General features: G+C 65.4%; 17 protein-coding genes, 3 tRNA genes and 2 rRNA genes. 11 read left to right on the plus strand and 11 right to left on the minus strand.

The genetic code is table 11. The features are described 5' to 3' along the window. Positions 1-13: 13 nt before the first annotated feature. Together BLV31_RS01195 and BLV31_RS01200 are read right to left on the minus strand one after the other, a co-directional pair. Positions 14-3,148, minus strand: a 23S ribosomal RNA gene (locus tag BLV31_RS01195). Between the two features lie 304 nt (positions 3,149-3,452). Next, positions 3,453-4,974 (minus strand): 16S ribosomal RNA (locus tag BLV31_RS01200). The 16S and 23S rRNA genes sit together here, the layout of an rRNA operon. Positions 4,975-5,610: 636 nt before the next feature. Between BLV31_RS01200 and BLV31_RS01205 the strand changes: the two genes are divergently transcribed. Next, positions 5,611-6,756: a DNA cytosine methyltransferase gene (locus BLV31_RS01205; protein ID WP_064062010.1), complete on the plus strand. Its 1,146-nt coding sequence runs from the start codon at positions 5,611-5,613 to the stop codon at positions 6,754-6,756. A gap of 11 nt (positions 6,757-6,767) precedes the next feature. Beyond that, on the plus strand, positions 6,768-7,217 hold the full coding sequence (locus BLV31_RS01210; protein WP_064062009.1) for a very short patch repair endonuclease: 450 nt from the start codon (positions 6,768-6,770) through the stop codon (positions 7,215-7,217). A 30-nt stretch (positions 7,218-7,247) separates the two neighbouring features. On the opposite strand, the gene BLV31_RS01215 is transcribed toward BLV31_RS01210, so the two are convergent. From BLV31_RS01215 to BLV31_RS01230, 4 genes are all read right to left on the minus strand, one after another. Next, positions 7,248-8,396 carry an acyl-CoA dehydrogenase family protein gene (locus BLV31_RS01215; RefSeq protein ID WP_064062008.1) on the minus strand — a complete coding sequence of 383 codons (1,149 nt, stop codon included), beginning with the start codon at positions 8,394-8,396 and terminating at the stop codon, positions 7,248-7,250. Beyond that, a complete protein-coding gene (locus BLV31_RS01220; RefSeq protein ID WP_064062007.1) occupies positions 8,396-9,628 on the minus strand; it encodes an acyl-CoA dehydrogenase family protein in 1,233 nt (410 codons plus the stop codon). Before BLV31_RS01220 ends, BLV31_RS01215 begins: the two co-directional genes overlap by 1 nt. 531 nt (positions 9,629-10,159) lie before the next feature. After that, a tRNA-Arg gene (locus BLV31_RS01225) sits at positions 10,160-10,232 on the minus strand. A 37-nt stretch (positions 10,233-10,269) separates the two neighbouring features. Next, positions 10,270-10,361: transfer RNA gene (locus BLV31_RS01230), tRNA-Ser, on the minus strand. 148 nt (positions 10,362-10,509) lie between these two features. On the opposite strand from BLV31_RS01230, the gene hisC reads away from it, so the two are divergent. Both hisC and BLV31_RS01240 read left to right on the plus strand, forming a co-directional pair. After that, positions 10,510-11,589, plus strand: a complete 1,080-nt coding sequence (gene hisC / locus BLV31_RS01235) for a histidinol-phosphate transaminase (protein ID WP_064853102.1) — start codon at positions 10,510-10,512, stop codon at positions 11,587-11,589. 100 nt (positions 11,590-11,689) lie between these two features. Beyond that, positions 11,690-13,387: a bifunctional metallophosphatase/5'-nucleotidase gene (locus BLV31_RS01240; RefSeq protein ID WP_064062120.1), complete on the plus strand. Its 1,698-nt coding sequence runs from the start codon at positions 11,690-11,692 to the stop codon at positions 13,385-13,387. A gap of 21 nt (positions 13,388-13,408) precedes the next feature. On the opposite strand, the gene BLV31_RS01245 is transcribed toward BLV31_RS01240, so the two are convergent. Together BLV31_RS01245 and BLV31_RS01250 are read right to left on the minus strand one after the other, a co-directional pair. Beyond that, positions 13,409-14,407: an alpha/beta hydrolase gene (locus BLV31_RS01245; RefSeq protein ID WP_064062119.1), complete on the minus strand. Its 999-nt coding sequence runs from the start codon at positions 14,405-14,407 to the stop codon at positions 13,409-13,411. 175 nt (positions 14,408-14,582) lie between these two features. Continuing rightward, a complete protein-coding gene (locus BLV31_RS01250) occupies positions 14,583-16,424 on the minus strand; it encodes an NAD(P)/FAD-dependent oxidoreductase (RefSeq protein ID WP_064062118.1) in 1,842 nt (613 codons plus the stop codon). Between the two features lie 147 nt (positions 16,425-16,571). Between BLV31_RS01250 and BLV31_RS01255 the strand changes: the two genes are divergently transcribed. The 3 genes from BLV31_RS01255 to BLV31_RS01265 all read left to right on the plus strand — a co-directional run bounded on the left by BLV31_RS01255 (position 16,572) and on the right by BLV31_RS01265 (position 19,089). Then, positions 16,572-17,834, plus strand: a complete 1,263-nt coding sequence (locus tag BLV31_RS01255; protein WP_019290322.1) for a helix-turn-helix domain-containing protein — start codon at positions 16,572-16,574, stop codon at positions 17,832-17,834. An 81-nt stretch (positions 17,835-17,915) separates the two neighbouring features. Beyond that, on the plus strand, positions 17,916-18,314 hold the full coding sequence (locus tag BLV31_RS01260) for a flavodoxin domain-containing protein (RefSeq protein ID WP_006553498.1): 399 nt from the start codon (positions 17,916-17,918) through the stop codon (positions 18,312-18,314). 31 nt (positions 18,315-18,345) lie between these two features. Further along, positions 18,346-19,089, plus strand: a complete 744-nt coding sequence (locus BLV31_RS01265; RefSeq protein WP_064061114.1) for an MBL fold metallo-hydrolase — start codon at positions 18,346-18,348, stop codon at positions 19,087-19,089. Between the two features lie 245 nt (positions 19,090-19,334). On the opposite strand, the gene BLV31_RS01270 is transcribed toward BLV31_RS01265, so the two are convergent. Both BLV31_RS01270 and BLV31_RS01275 read right to left on the minus strand, forming a co-directional pair. Beyond that, positions 19,335-19,422: transfer RNA gene (locus BLV31_RS01270), tRNA-Ser, on the minus strand. A gap of 51 nt (positions 19,423-19,473) precedes the next feature. Beyond that, entirely contained in the window at positions 19,474-19,944 is a 471-nt protein-coding gene (locus BLV31_RS01275) for a MarR family winged helix-turn-helix transcriptional regulator (RefSeq protein WP_064061115.1), read from the minus strand. 119 nt (positions 19,945-20,063) lie between these two features. Here BLV31_RS01275 and BLV31_RS01280 point away from each other — a divergent pair, with 119 nt between their 5' ends. Next, positions 20,064-21,050: an NAD(P)H-quinone oxidoreductase gene (locus BLV31_RS01280; protein ID WP_006553482.1), complete on the plus strand. Its 987-nt coding sequence runs from the start codon at positions 20,064-20,066 to the stop codon at positions 21,048-21,050. Here BLV31_RS01280 and BLV31_RS01285 read toward each other — a convergent pair. Next, entirely contained in the window at positions 21,047-22,246 is a 1,200-nt protein-coding gene (locus tag BLV31_RS01285) for a cysteine desulfurase-like protein (protein ID WP_024102719.1), read from the minus strand. The two genes, BLV31_RS01280 and BLV31_RS01285, sit on opposite strands and share 4 nt — an antisense overlap. A 146-nt stretch (positions 22,247-22,392) precedes the next feature. On the opposite strand from BLV31_RS01285, the gene BLV31_RS01290 reads away from it, so the two are divergent. The 3 genes from BLV31_RS01290 (at position 22,393) to glfT1 (ending at position 24,789) form a co-directional block, all read left to right on the plus strand. Further along, positions 22,393-22,977 carry a bacterial proteasome activator family protein gene (locus tag BLV31_RS01290; protein ID WP_064061116.1) on the plus strand — a complete coding sequence of 195 codons (585 nt, stop codon included), beginning with the start codon at positions 22,393-22,395 and terminating at the stop codon, positions 22,975-22,977. Between the two features lie 77 nt (positions 22,978-23,054). Next, positions 23,055-23,906, plus strand: coding sequence for a galactan export ABC transporter ATP-binding subunit Wzt/RfbE (wzt, locus tag BLV31_RS01295; RefSeq protein WP_139192994.1), 852 nt, complete (start codon positions 23,055-23,057; stop codon positions 23,904-23,906). Then, positions 23,899-24,789 (plus strand): galactofuranosyltransferase GlfT1, encoded by an 891-nt coding sequence (gene glfT1, locus BLV31_RS01300; protein WP_016692663.1) that lies wholly within the window; start codon positions 23,899-23,901, stop codon positions 24,787-24,789. Before wzt ends, glfT1 begins: the two co-directional genes overlap by 8 nt. Positions 24,790-24,799: the final 10 nt, after the last annotated feature.

Raw genomic sequence — 24,799 nt, forward strand, 5'->3', positions numbered from 1 at the left:
CGCGTAACATCTTCGTGGTAAGTCCTCGGCCTATTAGTACCGGTCACCTCCACCCATTGCTGGGCTTCCAGTTCCGGCCTATCAACCCGGTGGTCTGCCGGGGGCCTTACCCCCTCGAGGGGGTGAGAAACCTCATCTTGGAACAGGCTTCCCGCTTAGATGCTTTCAGCGGTTATCCCTTCCGAACGTAGCCAACCAGCCATGCCCCTGGCGGGACAACTGGCACACCAGAGGTTCGTCCGTCCCGGTCCTCTCGTACTAGGGACAGCCTTCCTCAAGTTTCTAACGCGCGCGGCGGATAGAGACCGAACTGTCTCACGACGTTCTAAACCCAGCTCGCGTGCCGCTTTAATGGGCGAACAGCCCAACCCTTGGGACCTACTCCAGCCCCAGGATGCGACGAGCCGACATCGAGGTGCCAAACCATCCCGTCGATATGGACTCTTGGGGAAGATCAGCCTGTTATCCCCGGGGTACCTTTTATCCGTTGAGCGACACCGCTTCCACATGCCGGTGCCGGATCACTAGTCCCGACTTTCGTCCCTGCTCGACCTGTCAGTCTCACAGTCAAGCTCCCTTGTGCACTTGCACTCGACACCTGATTGCCAACCAGGCTGAGGGAACCTTTGGGCGCCTCCGTTACATTTTGGGAGGCAACCGCCCCAGTTAAACTACCCACCAGGCACTGTCCCTGAACCAGATCATGGTCCGAGGTTAGAGGTCCAATACGATCAGAGTGGTATTTCAACAACGACTCCACCCATACTGGCGTATGAGCTTCACAGTCTCCCACCTATCCTACACAAACCGAACCGAACACCAATACCAAGCTATAGTGAAGGTCCCGGGGTCTTTTCGTCCTGCCGCGCGTAACGAGCATCTTTACTCGTAATGCAATTTCGCCGAGTCTGTGGTCGAGACAGCAGAGAAGTCGTTACGCCATTCGTGCAGGTCGGAACTTACCCGACAAGGAATTTCGCTACCTTAGGATGGTTATAGTTACCACCGCCGTTTACTGGGGCTTAAATTCTCAGCTTCGCGGATTGCTCCGCTAACCGGTCCTCTTAACCTTCCAGCACCGGGCAGGCGTCAGTCCGTATACATCGTCTTACGACTTCGCACGGACCTGTGTTTTTAGTAAACAGTCGCTTCTCTCTGGTCTCTGCGACCACCCCCAGCTCGGACCGCAAGGGCCGTCACCGAGCGTGGTCCCCCTTCTCCCGAAGTTACGGGGGCATTTTGCCGAGTTCCTTAACCACAGTTCTCTCGATCGCCTCGGTATTCTCTACCTGACCACCTGTGTCGGTTTGGGGTACGGGCCGTGTACCAACTCACTAGAGGCTTTTCTCGGCAGCATAGGATCACTGAATTCCCCTCAACGGGTACGCATCACCTCTCAGGCTGCATGAATGGCGGATTTGCCTACCATTCGCCCTACCGGCTTACACCAGGTACTCCATCACCTGGCCCAGCTACCTTCCTGCGTCACCCCATCGCTTGACTACTACAATCAGGGTCCCGTGCAGCCATCCCCACAATTCCCGAAGGAACAGCGGAAACTTTTGGACGGTTAGCACAACTGATTCGCCATTGGGCGCGAATACACGGGTACGGGAATATCAACCCGTTGTCCATCGACTACGCCTGTCGGCCTCGCCTTAGGTCCCGACTCACCCTGGGCGGATTAACCTGGCCCAGGAACCCTTGGTCATCCGGCGGACGAGTTTCTCACTCGTCTTTCGCTACTCATGCCTGCATTCTCACTCGCGCAGCCTCCACACCTGGATCACTCCGGCGCTTCCACGGCTGCACGACGCTCCCCTACCCACCCACACCACTGCACACGTTCCCGCAGGAACGAATGGGTGTTGTGTGAGTGCCGCGGCTTCGGCGGTGTACTTGAGCCCCGCTACATTGTCGGCGCAGAACCACTTGACCAGTGAGCTATTACGCACTCTTTCAAGGGTGGCTGCTTCTAAGCCAACCTCCTGGTTGTCTCAGCGATCCCACATCCTTTTCCACTTAGTACACGCTTAGGGGCCTTAGCCGGCGATCTGGGCTGTTTCCCTCTCGACTACGAAGCTTATCCCCCGCAGTCTCACTGCCGCGCTCTCACTCACCGGCATTCGGAGTTTGGCTGATTTCGGTAAGCTTGTGGGCCCCCTAGACCATCCAGTAGCTCTACCTCCGGTGAGAAACACGCGACGCTGCACCTAAATGCATTTCGGGGAGAACCAGCTATCACGGAGTTTGATTGGCCTTTCACCCCTACCCACAACTCATCCCCTCAGTTTTCAACCTAAGTGGGTTCGGGCCTCCACGACGTCTTACCATCGCTTCACCCTGGCCATGGGTAGATCACTCCGCTTCGGGTCTAGAACATGCCACTACATGCGCCCTATTCGGACTCGCTTTCGCTACGACTACCCCACACGGGTTAACCTCGCGACATGCCACTAACTCGCAGGCTCATTCTTCAAAAGGCACGCCATCACCCACCACGAACTGAATCGTGCATCGGCTCTGACGGATTGTAAGCGCACGGTTTCAGGTACTATTTCACTCCCCTCCCGGGGTACTTTTCACCTTTCCCTCACGGTACTAGTCCGCTATCGGTCACCAGGGAGTATTCAGGCTTATCGGGTGGTCCCGACAGATTCACACCGGATTTCACGGGCCCGGTGCTACTCGGGTATTCGAATCGACAGTCACCGTGTTTTCGTCTACGGGATTCTCACCCTCTACGACAGGCCGTTCCAGACCACTTCGACTAACACGACGATTTCTCACTGTCGGCCGGCATGGCAGCGCCGACACAACGAACCCCACAACCCCGAATACACAACCCCTGCCAGGTATCACATGTACTCGGTTTAGCCTCATCCGCTTTCGCTCGCCACTACTCACGGAATCACATGTTGTTTTCTCTTCCTGTGGGTACTGAGATGTTTCACTTCCCCACGTTCCCTCCACACACCCTATATATTCAGATGCGGGTAACACGACATCACTCGTGCTGGGTTTCCCCATTCGGAAATCCTCGGATCACAGCTCGGTTGACAGCTCCCCGAGGCATATCGCAGCCTCCCACGTCCTTCATCGGCTCCTGGTGCCAAGGCATCCACCGTACGCTCATAAACACTTACAACAAAGATGCTCGCGTCCACTGTGCAGTTCTCAAACAACACACAACAACCCCTACCAACGCCGGCCACACGGCCAACCGTCTTCGTAAGTCATCGTCGCTGACAAAACACTCGCGTGTTCTCTCAGGACCCAACAGTGCACCGATATAACTTTCTTCCTGCCGGCACTCGGGCCCGCAGTAATGAAGAAAATGCTTGTCAGCGTTCCACCCATGAGCTTCTGCCGTTCCACCTGCGGGAACGAAACAGTCTCTGCCCGTGAGGAAGTCACCTGTGTGACCCCTCGCCGGGAGAAATGCTCCTTAGAAAGGAGGTGATCCAGCCGCACCTTCCGGTACGGCTACCTTGTTACGACTTCGTCCCAATCGCCGATCCCACCTTCGACGGCTCCCTCCCACAAGGGGTTAGGCCACCGGCTTCGGGTGTTACCGACTTTCATGACGTGACGGGCGGTGTGTACAAGGCCCGGGAACGTATTCACCGCAGCGTTGCTGATCTGCGATTACTAGCGACTCCGACTTCACGGGGTCGAGTTGCAGACCCCGATCCGAACTGAGACCGGCTTTAAGGGATTCGCTCCACCTCACGGTATCGCAGCCCTCTGTACCGACCATTGTAGCATGTGTGAAGCCCTGGACATAAGGGGCATGATGACTTGACGTCGTCCCCACCTTCCTCCGAGTTGACCCCGGCAGTCTCCTGCGAGTCCCCACCATCACGTGCTGGCAACACAGGACAAGGGTTGCGCTCGTTGCGGGACTTAACCCAACATCTCACGACACGAGCTGACGACAGCCATGCACCACCTGTCTACCGGCCACAAGGGAAACCACATCTCTGCAGTCGTCCGGTACATGTCAAACCCAGGTAAGGTTCTTCGCGTTGCATCGAATTAATCCACATGCTCCGCCGCTTGTGCGGGCCCCCGTCAATTCCTTTGAGTTTTAGCCTTGCGGCCGTACTCCCCAGGCGGGGCGCTTAATGCGTTGGCTACGGCACGGATCCCGTGGAAGGAAACCCACACCTAGCGCCCACCGTTTACGGCGTGGACTACCAGGGTATCTAATCCTGTTCGCTACCCACGCTTTCGCTCCTCAGCGTCAGTTACTGCCCAGAGACCCGCCTTCGCCACCGGTGTTCCTCCTGATATCTGCGCATTTCACCGCTACACCAGGAATTCCAGTCTCCCCTGCAGTACTCGAGTCTGCCCGTATCGCCTGCAAGCCCGCAGTTGAGCTGCGGGATTTCACAGACGACGCGACAAACCGCCTACGAGCTCTTTACGCCCAGTAATTCCGGACAACGCTCGCACCCTACGTATTACCGCGGCTGCTGGCACGTAGTTGGCCGGTGCTTCTTCTCCCACTACCGTCACTTGCGCTTCGTCATGGGTGAAAGAGGTTTACAACCCGAAGGCCGTCATCCCTCACGCGGCGTCGCTGCATCAGGCTTGCGCCCATTGTGCAATATTCCCCACTGCTGCCTCCCGTAGGAGTCTGGGCCGTGTCTCAGTCCCAGTGTGGCCGGTCGCCCTCTCAGGCCGGCTACCCGTCGTCGCCTTGGTAGGCCATTACCCCACCAACAAGCTGATAGGCCGCGGGCTCATCCTGCACCGAAAAACTTTCCACCCCAGAACATGCATCCCGAGGTCATATCCGGTATTAGACCCAGTTTCCCAGGCTTATCCCAGAGTGCAGGGCAGATCACCCACGTGTTACTCACCCGTTCGCCACTAATCCACCCAGCAAGCTGGGCTTCATCGTTCGACTTGCATGTGTTAAGCACGCCGCCAGCGTTCGTCCTGAGCCAGGATCAAACTCTCCGTTGAAGACTCACAATCACCCCGAAGGGGCAATCAGTCAAAGACAAAAGAGTCAAATCACTAGCAAAAAAACTCAAACTAGCTCAAAAACACTGACCATCCCAGACGGAAGAATGAGACGATCAGCAAATACCCACCCCATCGAAACGATGGAGCGGAGTACCAAATAATATTGGCACTGACATTCATCGGCACACTGTTGAGTTCTCAAAGAACACGCGCACATCATCACGCTTCGGACTGACGTCCGACCCGCTCTGAGGCAACTGTTCCAGTCTACTTCCTCATCCTCACGAACGCAAGTCCGTGTGGTTTTCGGAACCAGGGGCGGCTCGAAACCTTACCAGAAGGTTCGTGGCCATCACATTCGCAGGCGCCTTCGTCCAACCTCGTTGTCCCGTTCCTCTCGGTCCGGGTCGGTGTCCGTGTCGCTCTGACCTGGAATAAGTTACGCGAACATGTCCGAGAACACCAAATCGCCAGGTCAAGGACTGTTTTGGTCACCTGGTGCCCGTCACGAGAGGGGTAGGGCCACCCCTCCATCGTGGTGCTCGTCGCGTCCGCTCACGGATCCCCCTACTTCTCGAGTAACGTTCACCGTTGAGCTGAGCGAGGAAGGGTGCCGTGACGTCGACGGGGAACATGGTGGGGTTGTTCGCCGGTATCGGCGGACTGGAGCTCGGACTCGGGCGACACGGGTGGAACACCGAACTCCTCTGCGAGATCGAGCCGGGTGCTCAGGCAGTACTACGCACGCGCTTCCCCGACGTTCCGCTCCATCCGGACGTCACGCGTCTCCGCTCTCTTCCCCGCGATACGGAACTGGTCGCCGCAGGTTTCCCGTGCCAGGACCTCTCCCAGGCCGGACGCACGGCCGGCATCACGGGATCGAAGTCCGGGCTGGTCGACGAAGTGTTCCGTCTCGTGAAGCGTAAGAACGGCCCGCGCTGGCTCGTCGTCGAGAACGTTCCCTTCATGCTGCAGCTCGGTCGCGGTGCGGCGATGCGTCACATCACCGACGCTCTCGAGGAGCTCGGCTACATGTGGGCCTACCGCGTCGTCGATGCCCGCGCCTTCGGTCTCCCCCAGCGTCGGCACCGCGTCCTGATGGTTGCCTCTCGTACGGACGATCCCCGCACGGTGTTGTTCGGCCAGGACGCCGGCATGCCCACGGAGGGCAATCCCGATCTGTTCCCCTGCGGCTTCTACTGGACCGAAGGTGTGCGCGGTCTCGGATGGGCAGTCAACGCCGTGCCCACGCTCAAGGGCGGTTCGACGCTCGGTATCGCCAGCCCCCCGGCCGTGCGACTGCCGTCCGGTGAGATCGTCACCCCCGGCCTGACCGACGCGGAGAGACTCCAGGGCTTCGACGCCGACTGGACGGCTCCTGCCGTCGAGGCCCCCGGCGTCCGCGCCGGACACCGGTGGCGTCTGGTCGGCAATGCGGTCAGCGTGCGGATGGCGTCGTGGGTGGGCCACCGTCTGAACAACCCCATTGCGTACAGCTCCGACCACGAGACCCCGCTGCTTCCGGGCGACACCTGGCCGACCGCCGCGTGGGGCGCCCGCGGACAGGCGTTCCGCGTGCACGAGTCGCAGTGGCCCGTTCAAGCTCCCTACGAGGACCTCGGCGGTTTCCTCCTCGACGCCCGTCTGCTGTCGGCGCGGGCGACGGCAGGATTCCTCCGACGCGCACGCTCCGGCAACCTGCGCTTCCTGCCCGGATTCCTCGAGGACGTCGAGAACCACCTCGAACGCATGGGTGGCTTCCCGCGAGTGGCGGCCTGAAAGACACCGTGATGGCGGCGTCGGATCGGCCCGGGACGGATCCGCGTACGAGTGCGCGGATGAGCCGGCAACGCCGACGCGACACCGTTCCCGAAGTGGCGTTGCGCAAGGAACTGCATCGCCGGGGGCGGCGGTTCTTCGTCGACCGCGCTCCTCTGCCGGGGATGCGACGCCGGGCCGACCTCGTCTTCCCTCGTCGTCGGGTCGCGGTCTACGTGGACGGCTGCTTCTGGCACAGCTGCCCGCAGCATGCGACGTTCCCGAAGAACAACGCCGAGTGGTGGGTGGCCAAGCTCGCTGCCAACGTGCAGCGCGATCGGGACACCGATGCGCGCTTGCAGGCCGCGGGCTGGGCGGTGGTGCGGGTGTGGGAGCACGAGGATCCCGTCGTCGCCGCGACGCGCGTGGAGGATGCTCTGTCGGCTCCGCCGGAAACGGATACAGGGCCGGCGCAGGGGTGATCCCCCGCACTGGCCCCTGGACCGATCCGATCAGCCCTTCGTGAGCTGTGCGTACCGGGCGACGTGCTGTTCGGCGGTGCCGAACTCGTACTCGATCGCGGTCAGTCGCTTGAAGTAGTGCCCGACGGCGAGTTCCTCCGTCATGCCCATGCCGCCGTGGAGCTGGACGGCGTTCTGGCCGACGAAGCGTGCCGCACGGCTGATCGTCGCCTTCGCGGCCGAGACCGCGCGTGCCCGCGTGGCGTCGTCGCTGTCGAGATGAAGAACGGCCAGGTAGACGGCGGACACCGCCTGCTCGACCTCCATGTACATGTCGACCATGCGGTGCTGGAGTGCCTGGAAGCTGCCGATGGGCTGACCGAACTGCTGACGCTGCTTGGCGTACTCGACGGTGTCGGTGAGCACCTTGCGCATCAGACCCACGGCTTCGGAGGACACGGCGGCGGTCGCCTCGTCGATGCCGCGCGAGACGGACGGCCATGCGCTGCCCTCCTCGCCGAGCAACGAGTCGGCGGGCAGTCGCAGACCCGAGAAGACGATGTCGGAGGCGCGTCGGTCGTCGATCGTGCGGTAGGAATGGATCTCCACACCGGTCGGCGGGTTCGTGGGGTCGAAGTCGACGAGGAACAGCGAGATGCCGTCGGTGTCGGTGCGCTCGCCCGACGTGCGGGCGGTGACGAGCAGGTGCGTTGCGAGCGGAGCGCTGGTGATGACGGTCTTCTCACCGTCGACGACCCACTCGTCGCCCTCGCGACGCGCGGTGGTGGACACGTCGTGGAAGACGTATCCGGAGGTGGGCTCAGTCGCGGCGAACGCCGTGACGGCTTCACCGGCAGCGATCGCCTCGAGGACGGACCGGGCTCGATCGACCCCTGCACGACCGAGCAGCCCGCCCCCGAGGACGACCGTGTCGACGTACGGTTCGATGACGAGTGCGTGCCCGAGCGCCTCGGACACCACCATCAACTCGACCGGTCCGCCGCCCATCCCCCCTACCTCTTCCGGGAGCGTGGCCCCGAGGATTCCGAGATCCTCGGCGAATGCCCGCCACACCTCCGGTTGCCAACCTTCGCCGGTGGTCGCGACCTTCCGGCTTTGCGCCAGGTCGTAGCGACCGGCGAGGAACTTGGTGACCGAATCACGAAGGAGCTCCTGCTCCTTGCTCAAACCGAAGTCCATCAGAGCCCCAATGCTGCTTTGGCGAGAATGTTTCGCTGGATCTCGTTGCTGCCGGCGTAGATCGACCCGGCGCGGTCGTTGAAGTAACGCAGCGGCGCGACAGCCTGCCACTCCTCACCGCTGACGTAACCGTCGGCGGGCGGCACGTAGTCGGCCACCGGACCACCGGGCGCGGTGATGTGCGGCTGGTAGACCCGACCGCGCGGACCGGCCGCCTCGAGGGTCAGCCGGGTGATCGTCTGGCTGAGTTCGGTGCCCAGGATCTTGAGCATCGACGACGCGGGGCCGGGGTTCTTGCCCGCGGATAACGCTGCAAGAGTGCGGTATTCGAGGATCTCGAGTACGTCGGTGCGGATACGTGACTCGGCGAGCTTGGCGGAGAACGCCGGATCGTCGATGAGCCTGCCACCCGACGGACCGGGCTGTTCGGCGGCCTCCTCGGCGATTCGTTCGGCCATGACCTGCAGGGCCGGCGCTGCCGCCGCTCCCCCGCGTTCGAAGACGAGCAGGTATTTCGCGACGGTCCAGCCGTCGTCGATTTTCCCGAGCACGTTCTTCTTCGGGACGCGCACACCGTCGAAGAAGACCTGGTTCTGCACTTCCTCACCGGACGTCATGACCAGAGGGCGGATCTCGATGCCGGGCGAGGTCATGTCGATGAGCAGGAAGGTGATGCCCTGCTGCTTGCGACCGGTCTTCGACGTGCGCACGAGCGCGAACATCCAGTTCGCCTCGGTGGCGTGCGTGGTCCAGATCTTGCTGCCGGTGACGATCAGGTCGTCGCCGTCGTCGACCGCCGCCATGCTGAGCGACGCGAGGTCGGAGCCGGCCTCGGGCTCGGAGTAGCCCTGACAGAAGAAGACCTCACCTGTGAGGATCCGGGGCAGGAAGTAGCTCTTCTGTTCTTCGGTGCCGTAGGCGACGATCGCATGCGCGACCATGCGGATGCCCATCGGCGACAGGTTCGGGGCGCCCGCGAGGATCGACTCGCGGCTGAAGATGTAGTGCTGCGTTTGCGTCCAGTCGCATCCGCCGTACTCGACCGGCCAGGCCGGCGCCGCCCAACCACGCTCGTGGAGGATGCGCTGCCACTCCATGCTCGCTTCGTGGTCGGAGTACACGCTCGTCGCGAGTCGGCCGGCCCGCCGCAGTTCGGGCGTCAGCTTCTCCTCGAGAAACGATCGCACCTCGTCTCTGAAGGCGGCGTCGGCCTCTGACCACGCAAGTTCCATGTCTTCTCCCCGCAGAGCGCGACCGCCGTTGCCGGACCATCGTGCGAATTCTCGTTAACTTTTTGAGAGTGGTACGAAATCTACTTCCACCCCAGCGGGCTCGTCAATAGACGGATATCACCTGCGGTACCGGCAGGATCTCCGACCGGGGACACGAACGATCGAGTCCCCGACTCCAGGTGGAGGGTCAGCTCGACACGAAGACGGAACGTTCACTCGTAGCGCAGGACCGGGGAGGGTGGCGTTCACCTCATGACTGCGGTCACACACTCTGATAGAACCTTGCTCTTGGGGATGTAAACGTCACGGAGGCACTGGGCAAGAATCTCCATCTGTTTGTTGGACCAGGACCGATCTTGCACACACCCTCCTGTAGTCCGGGGAAGTCACGTGACGCCCCTTGCGGAGTGAAGATAGCCACAAAGATGTCGCTGAAGCCGGTCAGCAAGCCGTGTCGATTCTGTGTCGTGGCGACTCCGTAACCAGATACGAGAAAACCCTCACCGGAGTACCGGTGAGGGTTTTCGTGTGTGCGCCCGAAGGGATTCGAACCCCTAACCTTCTGATCCGTAGTCAGATGCTCTATCCGTTGAGCTACGGGCGCATGTGTATTCAATTGTCGTTGGTGACGCTACACCAACTGGCGGAGGCGAGAGGATTTGAACCTCCGGTCCCCGGTAAGGGGGACAACTCATTAGCAGTGAGTCCCATTCGGCCGCTCTGGCACGCCTCCTCGGGGATTCGATGCTCTCGAACCGCCGGATCGAAACATTACACATGCCCCCAAGGGAAACGCAAAACACCTGGTCAGAGGCGTGTAGATGGACGGTCTCCCCCATCCTGCCGACCGGCGGTCACACGACGAGGCGCATAATCGGCTCGTGACTCCACAGACCCGCCCCGACCTCGAATCGATCCCCGCCTACGTTCCGGGCCGCTCGTTCCCCGGTGCGGTGAAGCTCGCCAGCAACGAGACGACCATCGGTCCGCTCCCCAGCGTCCGGGAGGCGATCGCCGACGCTGCCGCCGGCCTCAACCGCTACCCCGACAACAGCGCGACGGAGCTCATCGCGGCACTGTCGGAACGACTCGGCGTCCCGACCGAGCAGATCGCCGTGGGCTGCGGATCGGTGAGCCTGTGCCAGGAGCTCGTGCAGATCACGTGCGATGCGGGCGACGAGGTGATCTTCGCGTGGCGGTCGTTCGAGGCGTACCCGATCATCGCGGCCGTCGCCGGCGCGACCGCCGTGCGCGTCCCGAACACCGCGGACCACGGTCACGACCTGAAGGCCATGCTCGCCGCGATCACCGACCGCACGCGGCTGATCTTCGTGTGCAATCCCAACAATCCCACCGGGTCGCTGCTGGGCAAGGAGGAGCTCGCGCAGTTCCTCGACGCCGTCCCCGAGCACATCGTCGTCGCCCTCGACGAGGCGTACTTCGAGTACGTCCGCCCCGAGCCCGGTGAGGATCTGGCCGACGGTCTCGAGCTCGCGGAGGGTCGCCGCAACGTCGTCGTGCTCCGCACCTTCTCCAAGGCCTACGGTCTCGCCGGTATCCGCGTCGGATACGCGGTCGCCGACCCGTCCGTCGTGACGGCGCTGAGCAAGGTCCACACCCCATTCTCCGTGAACTCGCTCGCCCAGACGGCTGCCGTGGCCTCGCTCGCCGCCGCGACCGAGTTGCTCGCGCGCACCGAGGGCGTCGTCGCCGAGCGGGAACGGGTCCACGCGGCACTCGTCGAGGCCGGCTACGAGGTGCCCACGAGTGCCGCGAACTTCCTCTGGCTGCCGCTGGGTGAACGCTCCGCCGCGTTCTTCGAAGCCGCAGCGGAGGCAGGCGTGGTGCTCCGCAACTTCACGGGCGAGGGCACCCGGGTGACGATCGGCGACCCGCATGAGAACGACCTCTTCCTCGACTTCGCAACCGGGCAGGGACGGGCACTCGCCGGCATCGGCTGATCCTGTGACGAGACCCAACCGTTATAGCTGGGTATCGGTGGCGTGATCCGGCCCTGACAGACTCGGGCGGTCGGATCGGGTCGGGTGGCGGAGGAACTGCATGGGGGCAGGCAAGGTGCGGCGCGCCCTGTCGGCCTGCGCAGTCGTCGGCTCACTGGTCGCCTTCGGTGGTGCGGCACCTGCCGGAGCCGCGCCGACGAGCACAATCCCCTCGAACGCCGTCCCGCTCCGGGTGATCGCATTCGGCGACCTGCACGGAAATCTGCTGCCCCCGCAGGGACTGCACGGCGAGGTCGTCCGGTCGGACGGCGTCTCGGTCCCCGCGGGGGGTGCGGCCTATCTCGCCGCCTACGTCCGGCAGCTCAGGGAACAGGCCGACAACTCCGTGCTCTACGCCGTGGGCGATACGTGGGGTTCGTCGCCGCTCGAGTCGGGCCTGTTCCACGACGAGCCGACCATCGCCCTGCTCGACGAACTCGATCTCACCGCCGCGACCCTCGGCAACCACGAACTCGACCGCGGCTACGCCGAACTCGAGCGACTGCGGGACGGCGGTTGCCACCCGAAGGAAGGGTGCCTCTACACCGAACCGTTCGAGGGCGCGAACTTCCCGATCCTCGGCGCCAACCTCACCACGACGGACGGCACACCGGCCGCACTCCCCTACAGCATCGACTACGTCGACGGACTGCCCGTGGGCGTCATCGGTGTCGTGCCGAGCAACACCCCCGACATCATCCGGCCCGACGCGATCGCGGGACTGCAGTTCGAGGACGAGATCGCCGCTGTCAACCGCACCGCCGACATCCTCGGTGCGCTCGGCGTCCGTTCGATCGTGGTGCTCTACAAGGGCGACATCGGGGCCATCGACGGCGACGATCCGTGTCCGAGCGGGGACGACGGAGCGGCGGCGATCGCGACGTCCGTCTCCCCCGACGTGGACCTCATCGTCACCTCCGACGGCGACCGGCACTTCAACTGCACCTACACCGACCCGGCGGGCAGGCCGCGCACCGTCGTGCAGGGTGCTTCGCACGGGCGCATCCTGTCGGTCGCCGACCTCGTCATCGACCGGCAGAGCCGGGAGGTGCTGCGCGACCGAACCGTCGTGTTCACGCAGGTCGTCACGCACGACATCGATCCGGATCCGACCACTCTCGAGTTCGTCGACCGGGCAGTCGAGAAGTCGGCGGAGGTCGCGAACCGGTCCATCGCGCGCATCGGCTCCGACGTCACGCGCAGCGAGAGCCCGAGCGGAGAGTCGGCGCTGGGCAATCTGGTGGCCGACGCACAACTCGCGGCGACGCGGCATCTCGGCGCGCAGATCGCGCTGATGAACCCCGGCGGACTCCGCGGCGACCTCCTCGCCGGCGACGGCACCGTCTCGTACCGGGAGACCTACGCCGTGCAGCCCTTCGGGAGCATGCTGCAGGTGCTCGACCTCACCGGAGCCCAACTCGACGTGCTGCTCGAGCAGCAGTTTCAGGACAGCCCGGTCGGCTCGGAGGTCGAACGCATCCTGGCGCCCTCACACAATCTGACCTACACGCTCGACCGCCTGGCGCCGCGCGGCGAACGGATCCGTTCGATCACGATCGACGGCGAGGCCGTCGACCCCGAGCGTGTGTACAAGGTCGTGATGAACAACTTCCTGGCCGGCGGCGGAGACGGTTTCACCGTGTGTACGGAAGCGCGCGGACTGGTCGGCGCGGGCAAGGATCTCGACGCCCTCAACAACTATCTGGCGACCCGCTCACGCGTGGAGCCGCCGGCCGTCGGCCGCATCCGCCTCCACTGAGACGGTGCCGTCGACGCGCGATCAGCGGAGTCGGAGTGCGTCGGCGAGGGTCGGCCACGCGGCCTTGATGTCGTCCTGCCAGTAGCCCCACGAATGCGTGCCCCACGGGCGGTAGACGACCTGCGCGGGGATACCGAGTTCGCGGAGGCGACGGTCGTAGGTGACGGTGCACACGAAGGTGCCGATCTCGAGCGGCGCGCCGACGGTGAGCACGTCCTGACCGGCGCCGAGATCGTGCGGGCCGAGCAGGCCGTTGCCGGTGCTGAGGAAGACCTCCTTGCCGCGCAGCTTCTCGGCGAGCAGGTAGGAGTCGTGCTCCTCCCATCGGGCGTCGTCGGGCGGTCCCCACATGTTGTCGGGGTTGCCGCCCTTGTACGCGACGGTTCCGCGGACGGTGTCGCGGGAGCGGTCGCTGGAGATGTCGTAGCAACCGCTGAGCGCCGCGACTCCCTGGTAGAGGTCGGGATTGCGGGTGATCAGGGACATCGCCCCGGTGGCGCCCATCGACAGGCCCGCGACGGCGTTGGTGCCGTTGCCGTCGAACTCGGCGTCGATCAGCGGGGGTAGTTCCTCGGTCAGGAAGGTCTCCCACTTGTTGATCCCGAGCACGGGGTCGGGGTTGTTCCAGTCGGTGTAGTAGCTCGCGGTGCCACCCACGGGAAGGACGACGTTGGTGTTCTTGTCGGCGAAGAACTCCGCGATGTCGGTGCGTTGGGTCCACGTGCTCTCGCGGAACTCGGACTCCTCGCCGGCGCTGACGCCGTCGAGCAGGTAGAGGGTGGGGCGCGGCCCCGCCGAGGCCGGGTGCAGCACCTGCACCGGCACGACCCGGTTCATCGCGGCCGAGTGGACGAACAGCTTCGTCTGCCTGTCGCCGACCCGCTCGACATGGTCGATCCTGGCCGACACCGGCTGCACGTGCGCCGGTTGTGCATGGATCGGTTGGGCATGGGCGATCGTCGTGCCGGAGACCGGCACCATCAGGGCCACCGCTACAGCCGCCGCGCGTCTCTTCACCATCGAACTCCCCGTCCCCCGACGACCTGCAGTGATCTCACAGTCACTACCTGTACCCGGTCAAGCGGACCTGCACGCGACCCTAATATTCACCCTCCTATTCGTGACGAATCGGAGGATCCACGGCCGCGTCGCCCCCGCCGGGCGGCGGGAGCGACGCGTGGGAGAGCTGTGTCGGTCAGCGGAGGTGGTGCACCTCCTGCAACCCGTAGACCGGGGTCGGGAGGCCCTCGTAGCGCGCCTTGAGTTGCAGCGCCAAGTAGAGCGAGTAGTGCCGCGACTGGTGCAGGTTGCCGCCGTGGAACCACAGGCCGTCCTGCTGCGTGGGCTTCCACATGTTGCGCTGCTCACCCTCCCAGGGGCCGGGGTCCTTGGTGGTGTCGGAGCCCAGGCCCCAGCACTTGCCCACCTTGTCGGCGACCTCCTGCGAGATCAGGTCGGCGACCCAGCCGTTCATCGAGCCGTAGCCGGTCGCGTAGACGACGAGATCGGCCTCGAGTTCGGTGCCGTCCTCGAGGATCACCGACGTCTCGGTGAGTTCGCGGACGTTGCCGTGGGCGAGCTTGATGTCGCCGTTCGCGACGAGTTCCGAGGCACCGACATCGATGTAGTAGCCGGATGCGCGACGCAGGTACTTCATGAACAGGCCCGAACCGTCGTCACCCCAGTCGTGCTGGAAGCCCGCCTTCTCGAGCCGGTCGTAGAACTCGGCGTCGCGTTCGCGGATCTTCTCGTAGATGGGGATCTGGAACTCGTGCATGATCCGGTACGGCAGGGACGCGAAGGTCAGGTCGGCCTTCTGGGTGGTGACGCCGGCGGCGAGGGCCCGCTCGGAGTACAGGTCGCCGAGACCGAGATCCATCAGCGAATCGGACCGGACGATGTGCGTCGACGAGCGCTGCACCATGGTGACGTCGGCGCCCACCTCCCACAGGGCACCGCAGATGTCGTGGGCACTGTTGTTGGCACCGATCACGACGGCCTTCTTGCCGGCGTAGGCGTCCGGACCCGGGTGGGCGCTCGAGTGGTGCTGCTCGCCGCGGAACAGGTCCATGCCGGGGAAGTCGGGGATGTTCGGCTTACCCGACATGCCGGTCGCGATGACGAGTTGCTTCGGCCGGAGGACCACCGGTTCGCCGTCGCGCAGGACGTTGACGGTCCATTCGCCCGTTGCCTCGTCGTAGCTCGCGGAGGTGCACTCCGACTTCGACCAGTAGGGGACCTCCATCACCTTCGTGTACATCTCGAGCCAGTCCGCGATCTTGTCCTTGGGCGCGAAGACCGGCCAGTTGTCGGGGAACGGCATGTACGGCAGGTGGTCGTACCAGACGGGGTCGTGCAGACACAGCGACTTGTAGCGGCTGCGCCACTGGTCGCCGGGACGGTCGTGCTTGTCGAGCACGATTGCGGGAACACCGAGCTGACGCATGCGCGCACCGAGCGCGATACCGCCCTGACCACCACCGATGATCACGATGTAGGGCTGACGCGTGTAACCGAGTTCGCGTTCCTCGATCTCGCGCTGCTCCGACCACGTGACCCTCTGCTTGTCGGCGCCGTGCTTCGTGCCGCGGGGACGACGCGTGCCCTTGTTCTCCTCGTATCCCTTCAGCTCCTGCATCGTGGTCAGCAGCGTGAAGGCGCGGTCCTGGCCGCTCTCCTCGTCGCGCTTGAGACGCAGGTGGCCGACGCCGCGACCGACCGCGGTCTCGAACGCGATCCAGGCGCTGAGTACGCCGTCGTCGTCGCTCGCTGGTTCGGTGGTGCGGAAGCCGCTGGGATCGGTGTCGGCGAGTCGCGCGTGCAGCATGTCCGAGACGCCCTCGCGTCCCTCGACGGTCTTGAGGTTCCAGGTGAAGGCGACCAGGTCGCGCCAGAAGGAATCGGTGCCGAACAGGCCCGCAGCGGCGTCGACATCGCGCTGTGCGAGGGCGGTTTCGAAAGCTTGCAACCAGGCGTCGACGCGTTCGTCGGGCGTCGCGGTGCCGGAGGTCGTGGGCTTGTCGAGGGTGTCGGTCATGGTGAGTCCTTTCCCGTGGTGATGTGATCCAGGACACTCCCCGCGGCCAGTTCCCCGCAAGCGTTGCGTCACGTTGCACGGCGCCCCACTTGTGGCGCAGCACACATTTGCCACCTATGCTCCGAGGACGACGACGAAGAGGAGACCGTGACCACGTTCAGCGCGATCGCGCCCGGCACCGACCTGTCGCGCTACGCGCGCGAGTTGACGCGGATGCACGACGCGGTCATCGGCGGCGCCCGGTCACCCATGCGACCCCGTCCGCTCGTGTCCCGTTCGTGGCAGCGCGTGCTCGACGCGGGCCTCGATCCCACCGGCACCAACGAACGCAGCCGGCTGCCCGTCGCGGAGATCGAGCGACGTCGCCGCGCGTCCGCCCTCTCCGCGGTGATCGGCGATCTCGAGCAGGTCATCACACCCGTCGCCGACGCCTCGCATCTGCTGCTGGTGGTGACCGACGCCGACGGCGTGATCCTCTGGCGCAGCGGTTCGGCACCGATCCGGTCACGCGCCGACGCCCTCGGTTTCCAGGAGGGAACTGTGTGGACCGAGTCGACCGTCGGCACGAACGCCATCGGCACGGCGCTCGCGGAGGCCGCGCCCGTGCAGTTGTTCTCGGGTGAACACTTCGAGACGACCCAGCATCCCTGGTACTGCACCGCTGCGCCGATCCACGATCCGATCCGCGGCGACCTGCTGGGCATCGTCGACGTCAGCGGTCCCGCGCTGACCCTGCACCCGGCCATCATCGCCCTCGTCGACACCGCCGTCCGGCTCGCCGAAGCACAACTGTGGCGACGGCACGAGGTGCGACTCGAACGGCTGCGCACCGAGGCTGCTCCGTTGCTGTCGTCGACGCGGGGACCGGTGCTGCTCGTCGACGAGGACGGTTGGGTCGCGCACGCCTCCGGTATCGCCGCCGAGCGGGTCGCGGTTCCGCGGCACGCACGCCCACTGACCGTTCCCGGTATGGGACTGTGTGTGCCCGAGCGGCTTTCGCACGGCTGGCTGATCCGCGGCGCGGCCTCGTCGTCGCGCATGCGGATGGTGCTGCACGTGTCGTCGTCGCCCACAGTGGAGGTCTTCGGGGACGACGACTCATGGCACAGCATCGTCACCGCACGTCAGGCCGAGATCCTGCTGTTGCTGCACGAGCGCGGCCCGGACGGCATGACGGTCGCAGCGCTCAGCCGGGCCCTCTACGGGGACGACGACCATGCCGTGTCGGTCCGCGCCGAGGTGTCGCGACTGCGACGCGCGATCGGGGACGTGATCGAGAGCAAGCCCTACCGGCTCGCCACCACCGTCGACCTGTCGCTGGATCTCGGTGCGGACGAACGCCTCGCCGACTCCGAGTTCGTCCGCCGGTCGGGGGCGCCGGGGGTGCGGGCACTCGGCGTCTACCGCTGACACGGCCGGGGGCATGTTTCCGCCCCTCGGGGACCGGGAACGCACCAGTGAACCCAAGTCGCCGAACATGCTGGAGACACAATGACCGTTCTCGTCGTCACGGACAGCCCCGAAGGTCCGGCACAGAAGATCGCCCGGCTCGTCGCCGACGCGCTGGGAGAGCGGGACATCGACGTCACCGTCGGTGACACCTCCGATCTCGAGCGGTCGGAAGAGTTCGAGGGCGTCGTCTTCGGAGGCGAGGTCGACGCCGGCGAGTACTCGCCCGACACCGTCGAACTGTTGTCGTCGCGGGCCTCCGGGCTGAGTCAGCAGCTCGTGTGGTTGTTCGCGGTGGGCGACGAAAGCACCGAGGACACAACGGATCTGGTGTCCGAACTCGCCGCGCTCGACTACCGGTCGTTCAGTCCGTCCGCAGGCGAGGACGAGGTGCGGTCGTGGGCCGCCTTCATCGCCGACGAGATCGACGGACACAGCTGAACCCGCACGTTCACCCGAGCGAAGGGCCACCATGCTCCACACGGATGTCGCACCGGGCGTGCATCGCCTCGCGCACGCCGACGTCAACGTCTACCTGATCGAGGACGACGCCGGAGTGACCGTCGTCGACACGGGACTACCCGCGACCGCTGGTCGCATCGAAGAGGCGATCTCACGCATCGGTCGCCGGATCGACGACGTGCAGGGAGTCGTCCTCACGCACGCCCACTTCGATCACGTCGGGTCGGCGAAGCGGCTGCGTGAACGGTGGCGGGTTCCGGTATGGGCGCATCGCGACGAGAAGTTCCTCGCCGCCCACCCCTATCGCTACCAGCACGAACGCAACCGGCTGCTCTGTCCCGTTCGATATCCCGCCTGCATCCCCGTTCTCGCCCGGATGACCGTGGCCGGTGCGCTGTGGGTGCGCGGGGTCAACGACGTGACGCTCTTCCAGGACTCCCAACCGCTCGACCTGCCGGGCCGCCCCGTCCCCCTGCACACACCCGGCCACACCTACGGGCACTGCGCGCTGCATCTCCCGGACCGCGACACCGTGATCGTCGGCGACGCCATCGTCACCCTCGATCCGTACACGGACAGGCGCGGTCCGCAGATCGTCTCGGGTGCGGCGACCGCCGACAGCAGGACCGCCCTCGCCTCGCTGGCGGCCATCGCCGGCACCGGCGCGAAGCACGTCCTCGTCGGCCACGGTGAGCCCTGGCACGACGGTGCGGCCGCGGCCGTGGAACGAGCGGTGGCCGCCGGACCGAGCTGACAGATGTGATCGGTCCACGGGAACCGGGGACATGCCCGCACGGCGCGGGCACACCGGCCGCATGAATCCTCTCGGTGCCACTCTTCTGACCGGCGTCGCCGACCCGAAGCTCGGGGCTTTCTCACGGTTCGACGGAAGCTGGGGACGAGGGGCGCACCTGGATCCTCGAGGAGAAGATGGTCGCCACCCGGCGGTAGAAACGAGAAGAGGCTCCGACTCCCTGACGAGTGCCGGAACCTCTTCCGTGGCGGAAGCGGAGGGATTTGAACCCCCGTTGGTGTTACCCAAGCTCGCTTTCAAGGCGAGTGCATTCGGCCGCTCTGCCACGCTTCCGTGGCAGATCCTAACCGCTCCGCGCAAGCAGGGCATAACCGATTCGCGACCTCAGCAGTCGGCCAGAGTGTGCTCGACGCGCGCGAAGACCCGCGCCAGCATGTCGAGCTCGTCGGCCGACAGCAGGTCGATGAGGTAGTTGCGCACGTCGTCGACGTGGGTGGGGGCGGCCTCCGCCAGACGCCGCCTGCCTTCGTCGGTGATGGTGGCGAGCACACCGCGACCGTCGTCGGGGCACGAGCTGCGCACGACCATCTTCTCCTGCTCCATCCGCCGGATCTGATGGGTGAGCCGGCTGCGTGAGGAGAGCACGCCGTCGGCGAGATCGCTCATGCGCAGGGCGCCCTCGGGGGCTTCGGAGAGCATGACCAGGATCCGATATTCCGCCAGCGACAGGTCGTGTCGGTCGTTGAGAGACCGACTGAGGGCGCTCATGAGACGGTTGTTGCCGTCCATGTAGAGACGCCAGGCCTCCTGCTCCTTTGCGGTCAGCCACTTGGGTTCGTCTCGTTCGCTGGTCACGCCGGGAGTGTAATGCCGACGGCCCGATCCGGTTACCGCACGGTAGCTTCGAGCAGGTGAGCGCGCGGCGAGCGGCGTGATCGTCTCCTCACTGCCCCGCACGCGATAGCGTCGAACACATGTATGCAATCGTCGCCACCGAACCCGGTGGTCCAGAAGTTCTCCGGTGGACCGAGCAGCCCGACCCGGACCTGCCTCCCGGGCACGTACTTCTCGATGTCGCGGCGACCGCGGTCAACCGCGCCGACCTGCTGCAACGGCGCGGCCTCTACCCGCCGCCCCCGGGGGCGAGCGACATCCTGGGCCTCGAATGCTCCGGAGTGATCTCCGAACTCGGCGAGGGTGTGACGGGCTGGAACATCGGCGACAAGGTCTGTGCTCTCCTCACCGGTGGCGGTTACGCCGAGAAGGTCGCGGTCCCTGCCTCCCAGCTGCTGCCCGTCCCGAAGGGCATGGACATCGCGGTCGCCGCGTCGCTTCCCGAGATCGCGTGCACGGTGTGGTCGAACGTCGTGATGACCGCCGGCCTGAAGCGCGGCGACGTCCTGCTCGTCCACGGTGGCGGCGGAGGCATCGGCACACATGCCATCCAGGTGGGCAAGGCGCTCGGCGCGAAGGTGGCGGTGACGGCCTCGGCCGGCAAACTCGACCGCTGCCGCGAACTCGGCGCCGACCTGGCGATCGACTACCGCGAACAGGACTTCGTCTCCGAGGTGCGCACTGCCTTCGGTGGCGCCGACGTGGTGCTCGACAACATGGGTGCGAAGTACCTGTCCCGGAACATCGACGTCCTCGCTCCGGACGGACGGCTCGTCGTCATCGGCATGCAGGGTGGCACGAAGGGTGAACTGCACCTCGGCAAGTTGCTCGCCAAGCGCGGTCACGTCATCGCGACCGGTCTGCGCGGCCGTCCGGACTCGGGGCCGTCGGGCAAGAGCGCGATCATCGACTCCGTGCGCGCCGATCTGTGGCCGCTCATCGAGGAGGCGAAGGTCCATCCCGTCGTGCACGCCGAGCTGCCGATCACCGAGGCGGCACAGGCGCACGAACTGCTCGACAGCCCCGAGACCGTCGGGAAGGTCGTGCTGCGGATCGAACGGAACTAGAGGTTGCGGAGCTCACGGACGAGCTGATCGACCTCGAAGCTCGTGGTGTAGGGGGCGAGGCCGATGCTCACCGCTCCCCCTTCGTCGCTGACGCCGAGGGAGTCGAGGAGCCGGCTCGATCCGCGGGTGCTCGCCACCGTCGCGATGCGGCGGTCGGCGAGATGCGCGGCGACCTTCTCGGCCGGGACCCCGTCGACGGTGAAGCTGAGGGTGGGGACGCGGCTCGACGCGCGGCCGAGCACGATCACGCCGGTGAGACTGTCGAGCTGTCGCATCAGACGGTCGAACAGCACGTCCTGGTAGTTCTGCATCGAGCTGATCGAGATGTCGAGACGCTCGCGGCGCGAACCGGTGGCGTCGTCGTCCAGTGAGGCCATGAAGTCGATGGACGCAGGGATACCGGCGAGCAGACCGAACTGGTGACCGCCCACCTCGAGGCGTTCGGCGCCGCGCGCGTGCGGGTTCAGCGACATGGCCGGAACCCGTTCGAGATGCGCGGGGTCGGAGAAGACGAGCGCACCGATCTGCGGGCCTCCCCACGAGGCGATGTCGACGGTGATGACGTCGGCGCCGAGATCGTCGATGTCGACGTGGGCGTAGGGGGCAGCGCCCGCGGCGTCGACGACCATGAGCCCACCGACCTCGTGGACGAGATCCGCGACGACTCGCACGTCGGGCGCGGTGCCGACGATCGACGACGCCGCGGTGAGCGCGACGAGCCGGGTGGTGGGCGTGATGAGTTCCTCGTACTGCCAGGTGGGCAGCTCGCACGTCTCGATCTCGACCTCGGCCCAGCGCACCTGCGCGCCGTAGCGGCTCGCGACCCGCAACCAGGGAGCGATGTTCGCCTCGTCGTCGAGCCGTGAGAGCACCATGCCGGTGCCGAGCCCGAGGCGGGAACTGAGTGCTTCGGCGAGCCAGGCGAGCAACACCGCGTGGCTCGGGCCCAGGACGACCCCGTCCGGATCGGCACCCACGAGTTCCGCGACCGCGACGCGCGCCTCCTGGAGGATCGCGGCGCTGCGACGTGACGACAGGTGCCGTCCGGTCGACGACGCGGCCGAGTTACGGAAGGCAGTGGACACGGTGCGCGACACCACATCGGGGATCTGCATACCGGCCCGTGGATCGAGATGGATCCACCCGTCCCCGAGCGAGGGGATCAACCCCCGGATCCGGGCAACGTCGTAAGCCATGGCAGACACTCTAGGTCCCGATGTCAATGGGACGCGCCGTACCTGCACTCGGCGTTGCCCTCTCGGTAGGCTCGATCGGGGTACCCGGCACTCCGGGTCCCTCGGGTAACCGGGCACCCCCGAGGTGGGAAAGGGAGAATGGAGCCATGACGCATCCGGACAACGACCAGGTTCTCGTGATCGGCCCCGGCGGCCGGCCCATCCGTGTCTCCCGCGAGGAGGCGGCCCGCGTGGAGGCCGACGGCCGGCCGGAGGAGGAGAAGACCGAGAACGGCGGCGAATCCCTGGCCGACATGGTCGAGCAGCCGGCGAAGGTCATGCGGATCGGCACCATGATCAAACAGCTCCTCGAAGAGGTGAAGGCCGCGCCGCTCGACGACGCCAGCCGCACCCGGCTCAAGGACATCCACCTGTCGTCCATCCGCGAACTCGGTCAGGGCCTCGCCCCCGATCTGCGGGAGGAACTCGAGCGGCTCGCGCTGCCCTTCGGTGAGGACGCGGTGCCCTCCGACGCCGAGCTGCGCATCGCGCAGGCTCAGCTCGTCGGTTGGCTCGAAGGTCTGTTCCACGGCATCCAGACAGCGCTGTTCGCTCAGCAGATGGCGGCTCGTGCCCAGCTCGAGCAGATGCGTCAGGGAGCGCTTCCTCCCGGCGTCGCGCAGGGCGGTCGCGGCCAGAACGATCAATCGTTTCCCGGTCAGACCCACCCCGGAACCGGCCAGTACCTGTAGTCCCACCGGGTACGCCCCGGGACTCGGGTATCGGCGCGACGGGTACGCTCGGGTCCCGTGTCAGCGTCTGGAGCAGCATCGTGAGTCGGGTCAGCATCGAAACGCGCGGCGCGTGCGTCGACTTTCCCATCTTCGACGCCAAGACCCGGTCCTTGAAGAAGGCCTTCCTGGGTAAGGCGGGCGGGGCGATCGGCCGCAACGACTCCGATGTCGTGGTCGTCGAGGCTCTGCGCGACATCACGATGTCGTTGAAGGAAGGCGACCGCGTCGGGCTCGTCGGCCACAACGGTGCCGGCAAGTCCACGCTGCTGCGTCTGCTCTCCGGGATCTACGAGCCCACGCGCGGCCACGCTCGGGTGAAGGGTCGCGTCGCGCCGGTGTTCGACCTCGGCGTCGGCATGGACCCGGAGATCTCCGGCTACGAGAACATCATCATCCGCGGCATGTTCCTCGGGATGAGCCGCAAGCAGATGCTGGCCAAGGTCGACGAGATCGCGGACTTCACCGAGCTCGGCGACTACCTCAACATGCCGCTGCGCACCTACTCGACCGGTATGCGGGTGCGTGTCGCGCTCGGCGTGGTCACCAGCATCGATCCCGAGATCCTGCTGCTCGACGAGGGCATCGGCGCGGTCGACGCGGAGTTCATGAAGAAGGCGCGGGTGCGTCTGCAGGATCTCGTCGCGCGCTCGGGCATCCTCGTGTTCGCCAGCCATTCGAACGAGTTCCTCGCCCAACTGTGCGACCAGGCGATGTGGATCGACCACGGCCAGATCCGCGAGCAGGGCGACATCGAGCACGTGGTGCGCGCCTACGAGGGCGACGAGGCCGGCGATCACGTGCGCACGATCCTCCACGAGCTCGAGCGTGAGCGGATCGCGAAGTCCGCCTCCGACGCCGCGGCCTCGACGGGTTCGAACGGTGGCTGACGAACGGATCATCGGCGTCGTCGTCACACACCGCCGACGCGAACTGCTGGCGGATTCGCTGAAAGTTCTTGCCTCGCAGTCCCGTCCGCTCGACCATCTCGTGGTGGTCGACAACGGCGACGAGGACGCGGTGCGTGAGCTCGTCGACGCGGTGGACCTGCCCACGAGTTATCTCGGCTCGAAGCACAATCTCGGTGGAGCAGGCGGCTTCGCCCTCGGCATCCTGTACGCGCTGTCGCTGGGAGCCGACCGGGTGTGGCTCGCCGACGACGACGGCCGCCCAGAGGGACCGGACGTGCTCGCGACGCTGCTCGACTGCGCGCAACGCAACGGCCTGGCCGAGGTGTCGCCGGTCGTGTGCGACATCGCGCAACCCGACCGCCTCGCCTTCCCGCTGCGTCGCGGTGTGGTGTGGCGGCGGTGGCGGCACGAACTCGGCGACGAGGACCTGTTGCCCGGCATCGCCTCGCTGTTCAACGGTGCGCTCTTCACCGCCGCGGCGATCGACGCGGTGGGTGTGCCCGACCTGCGCCTGTTCGTCCGTGGCGATGAGGTCGAGGTGCACCGGCGTCTCGTCCGCTCGGGACTGCCGTTCGGCACCTGCCTGCAGACGGCCTATCTGCACCCGGACGGTGCCGACGAGTTCAAGCCGATTCTCGGCGGCCGGATGCACACGCAGTATCCGGACAACGACACCAAGCGCTTCTTCACCTACCGCAACCGCGGCTACCTGCTGTCGCAGCCGGGACTGCGCCGGTTGCTGCCCCAGGAATGGGTGCGGTTCGGCTGGTACTTCCTGATCACGCGCCGCGACCCGGCCGGTCTGCGCGAGTGGATCCGGTTGCGCAGACTCGGGCGCGAGGAGAGATTCGAACGCCCCTGACGGTGCCGTC

The organism is Rhodococcus pyridinivorans (assembly GCF_900105195.1).
Lineage (GTDB): Bacteria > Actinomycetota > Actinomycetes > Mycobacteriales > Mycobacteriaceae > Rhodococcus > Rhodococcus pyridinivorans.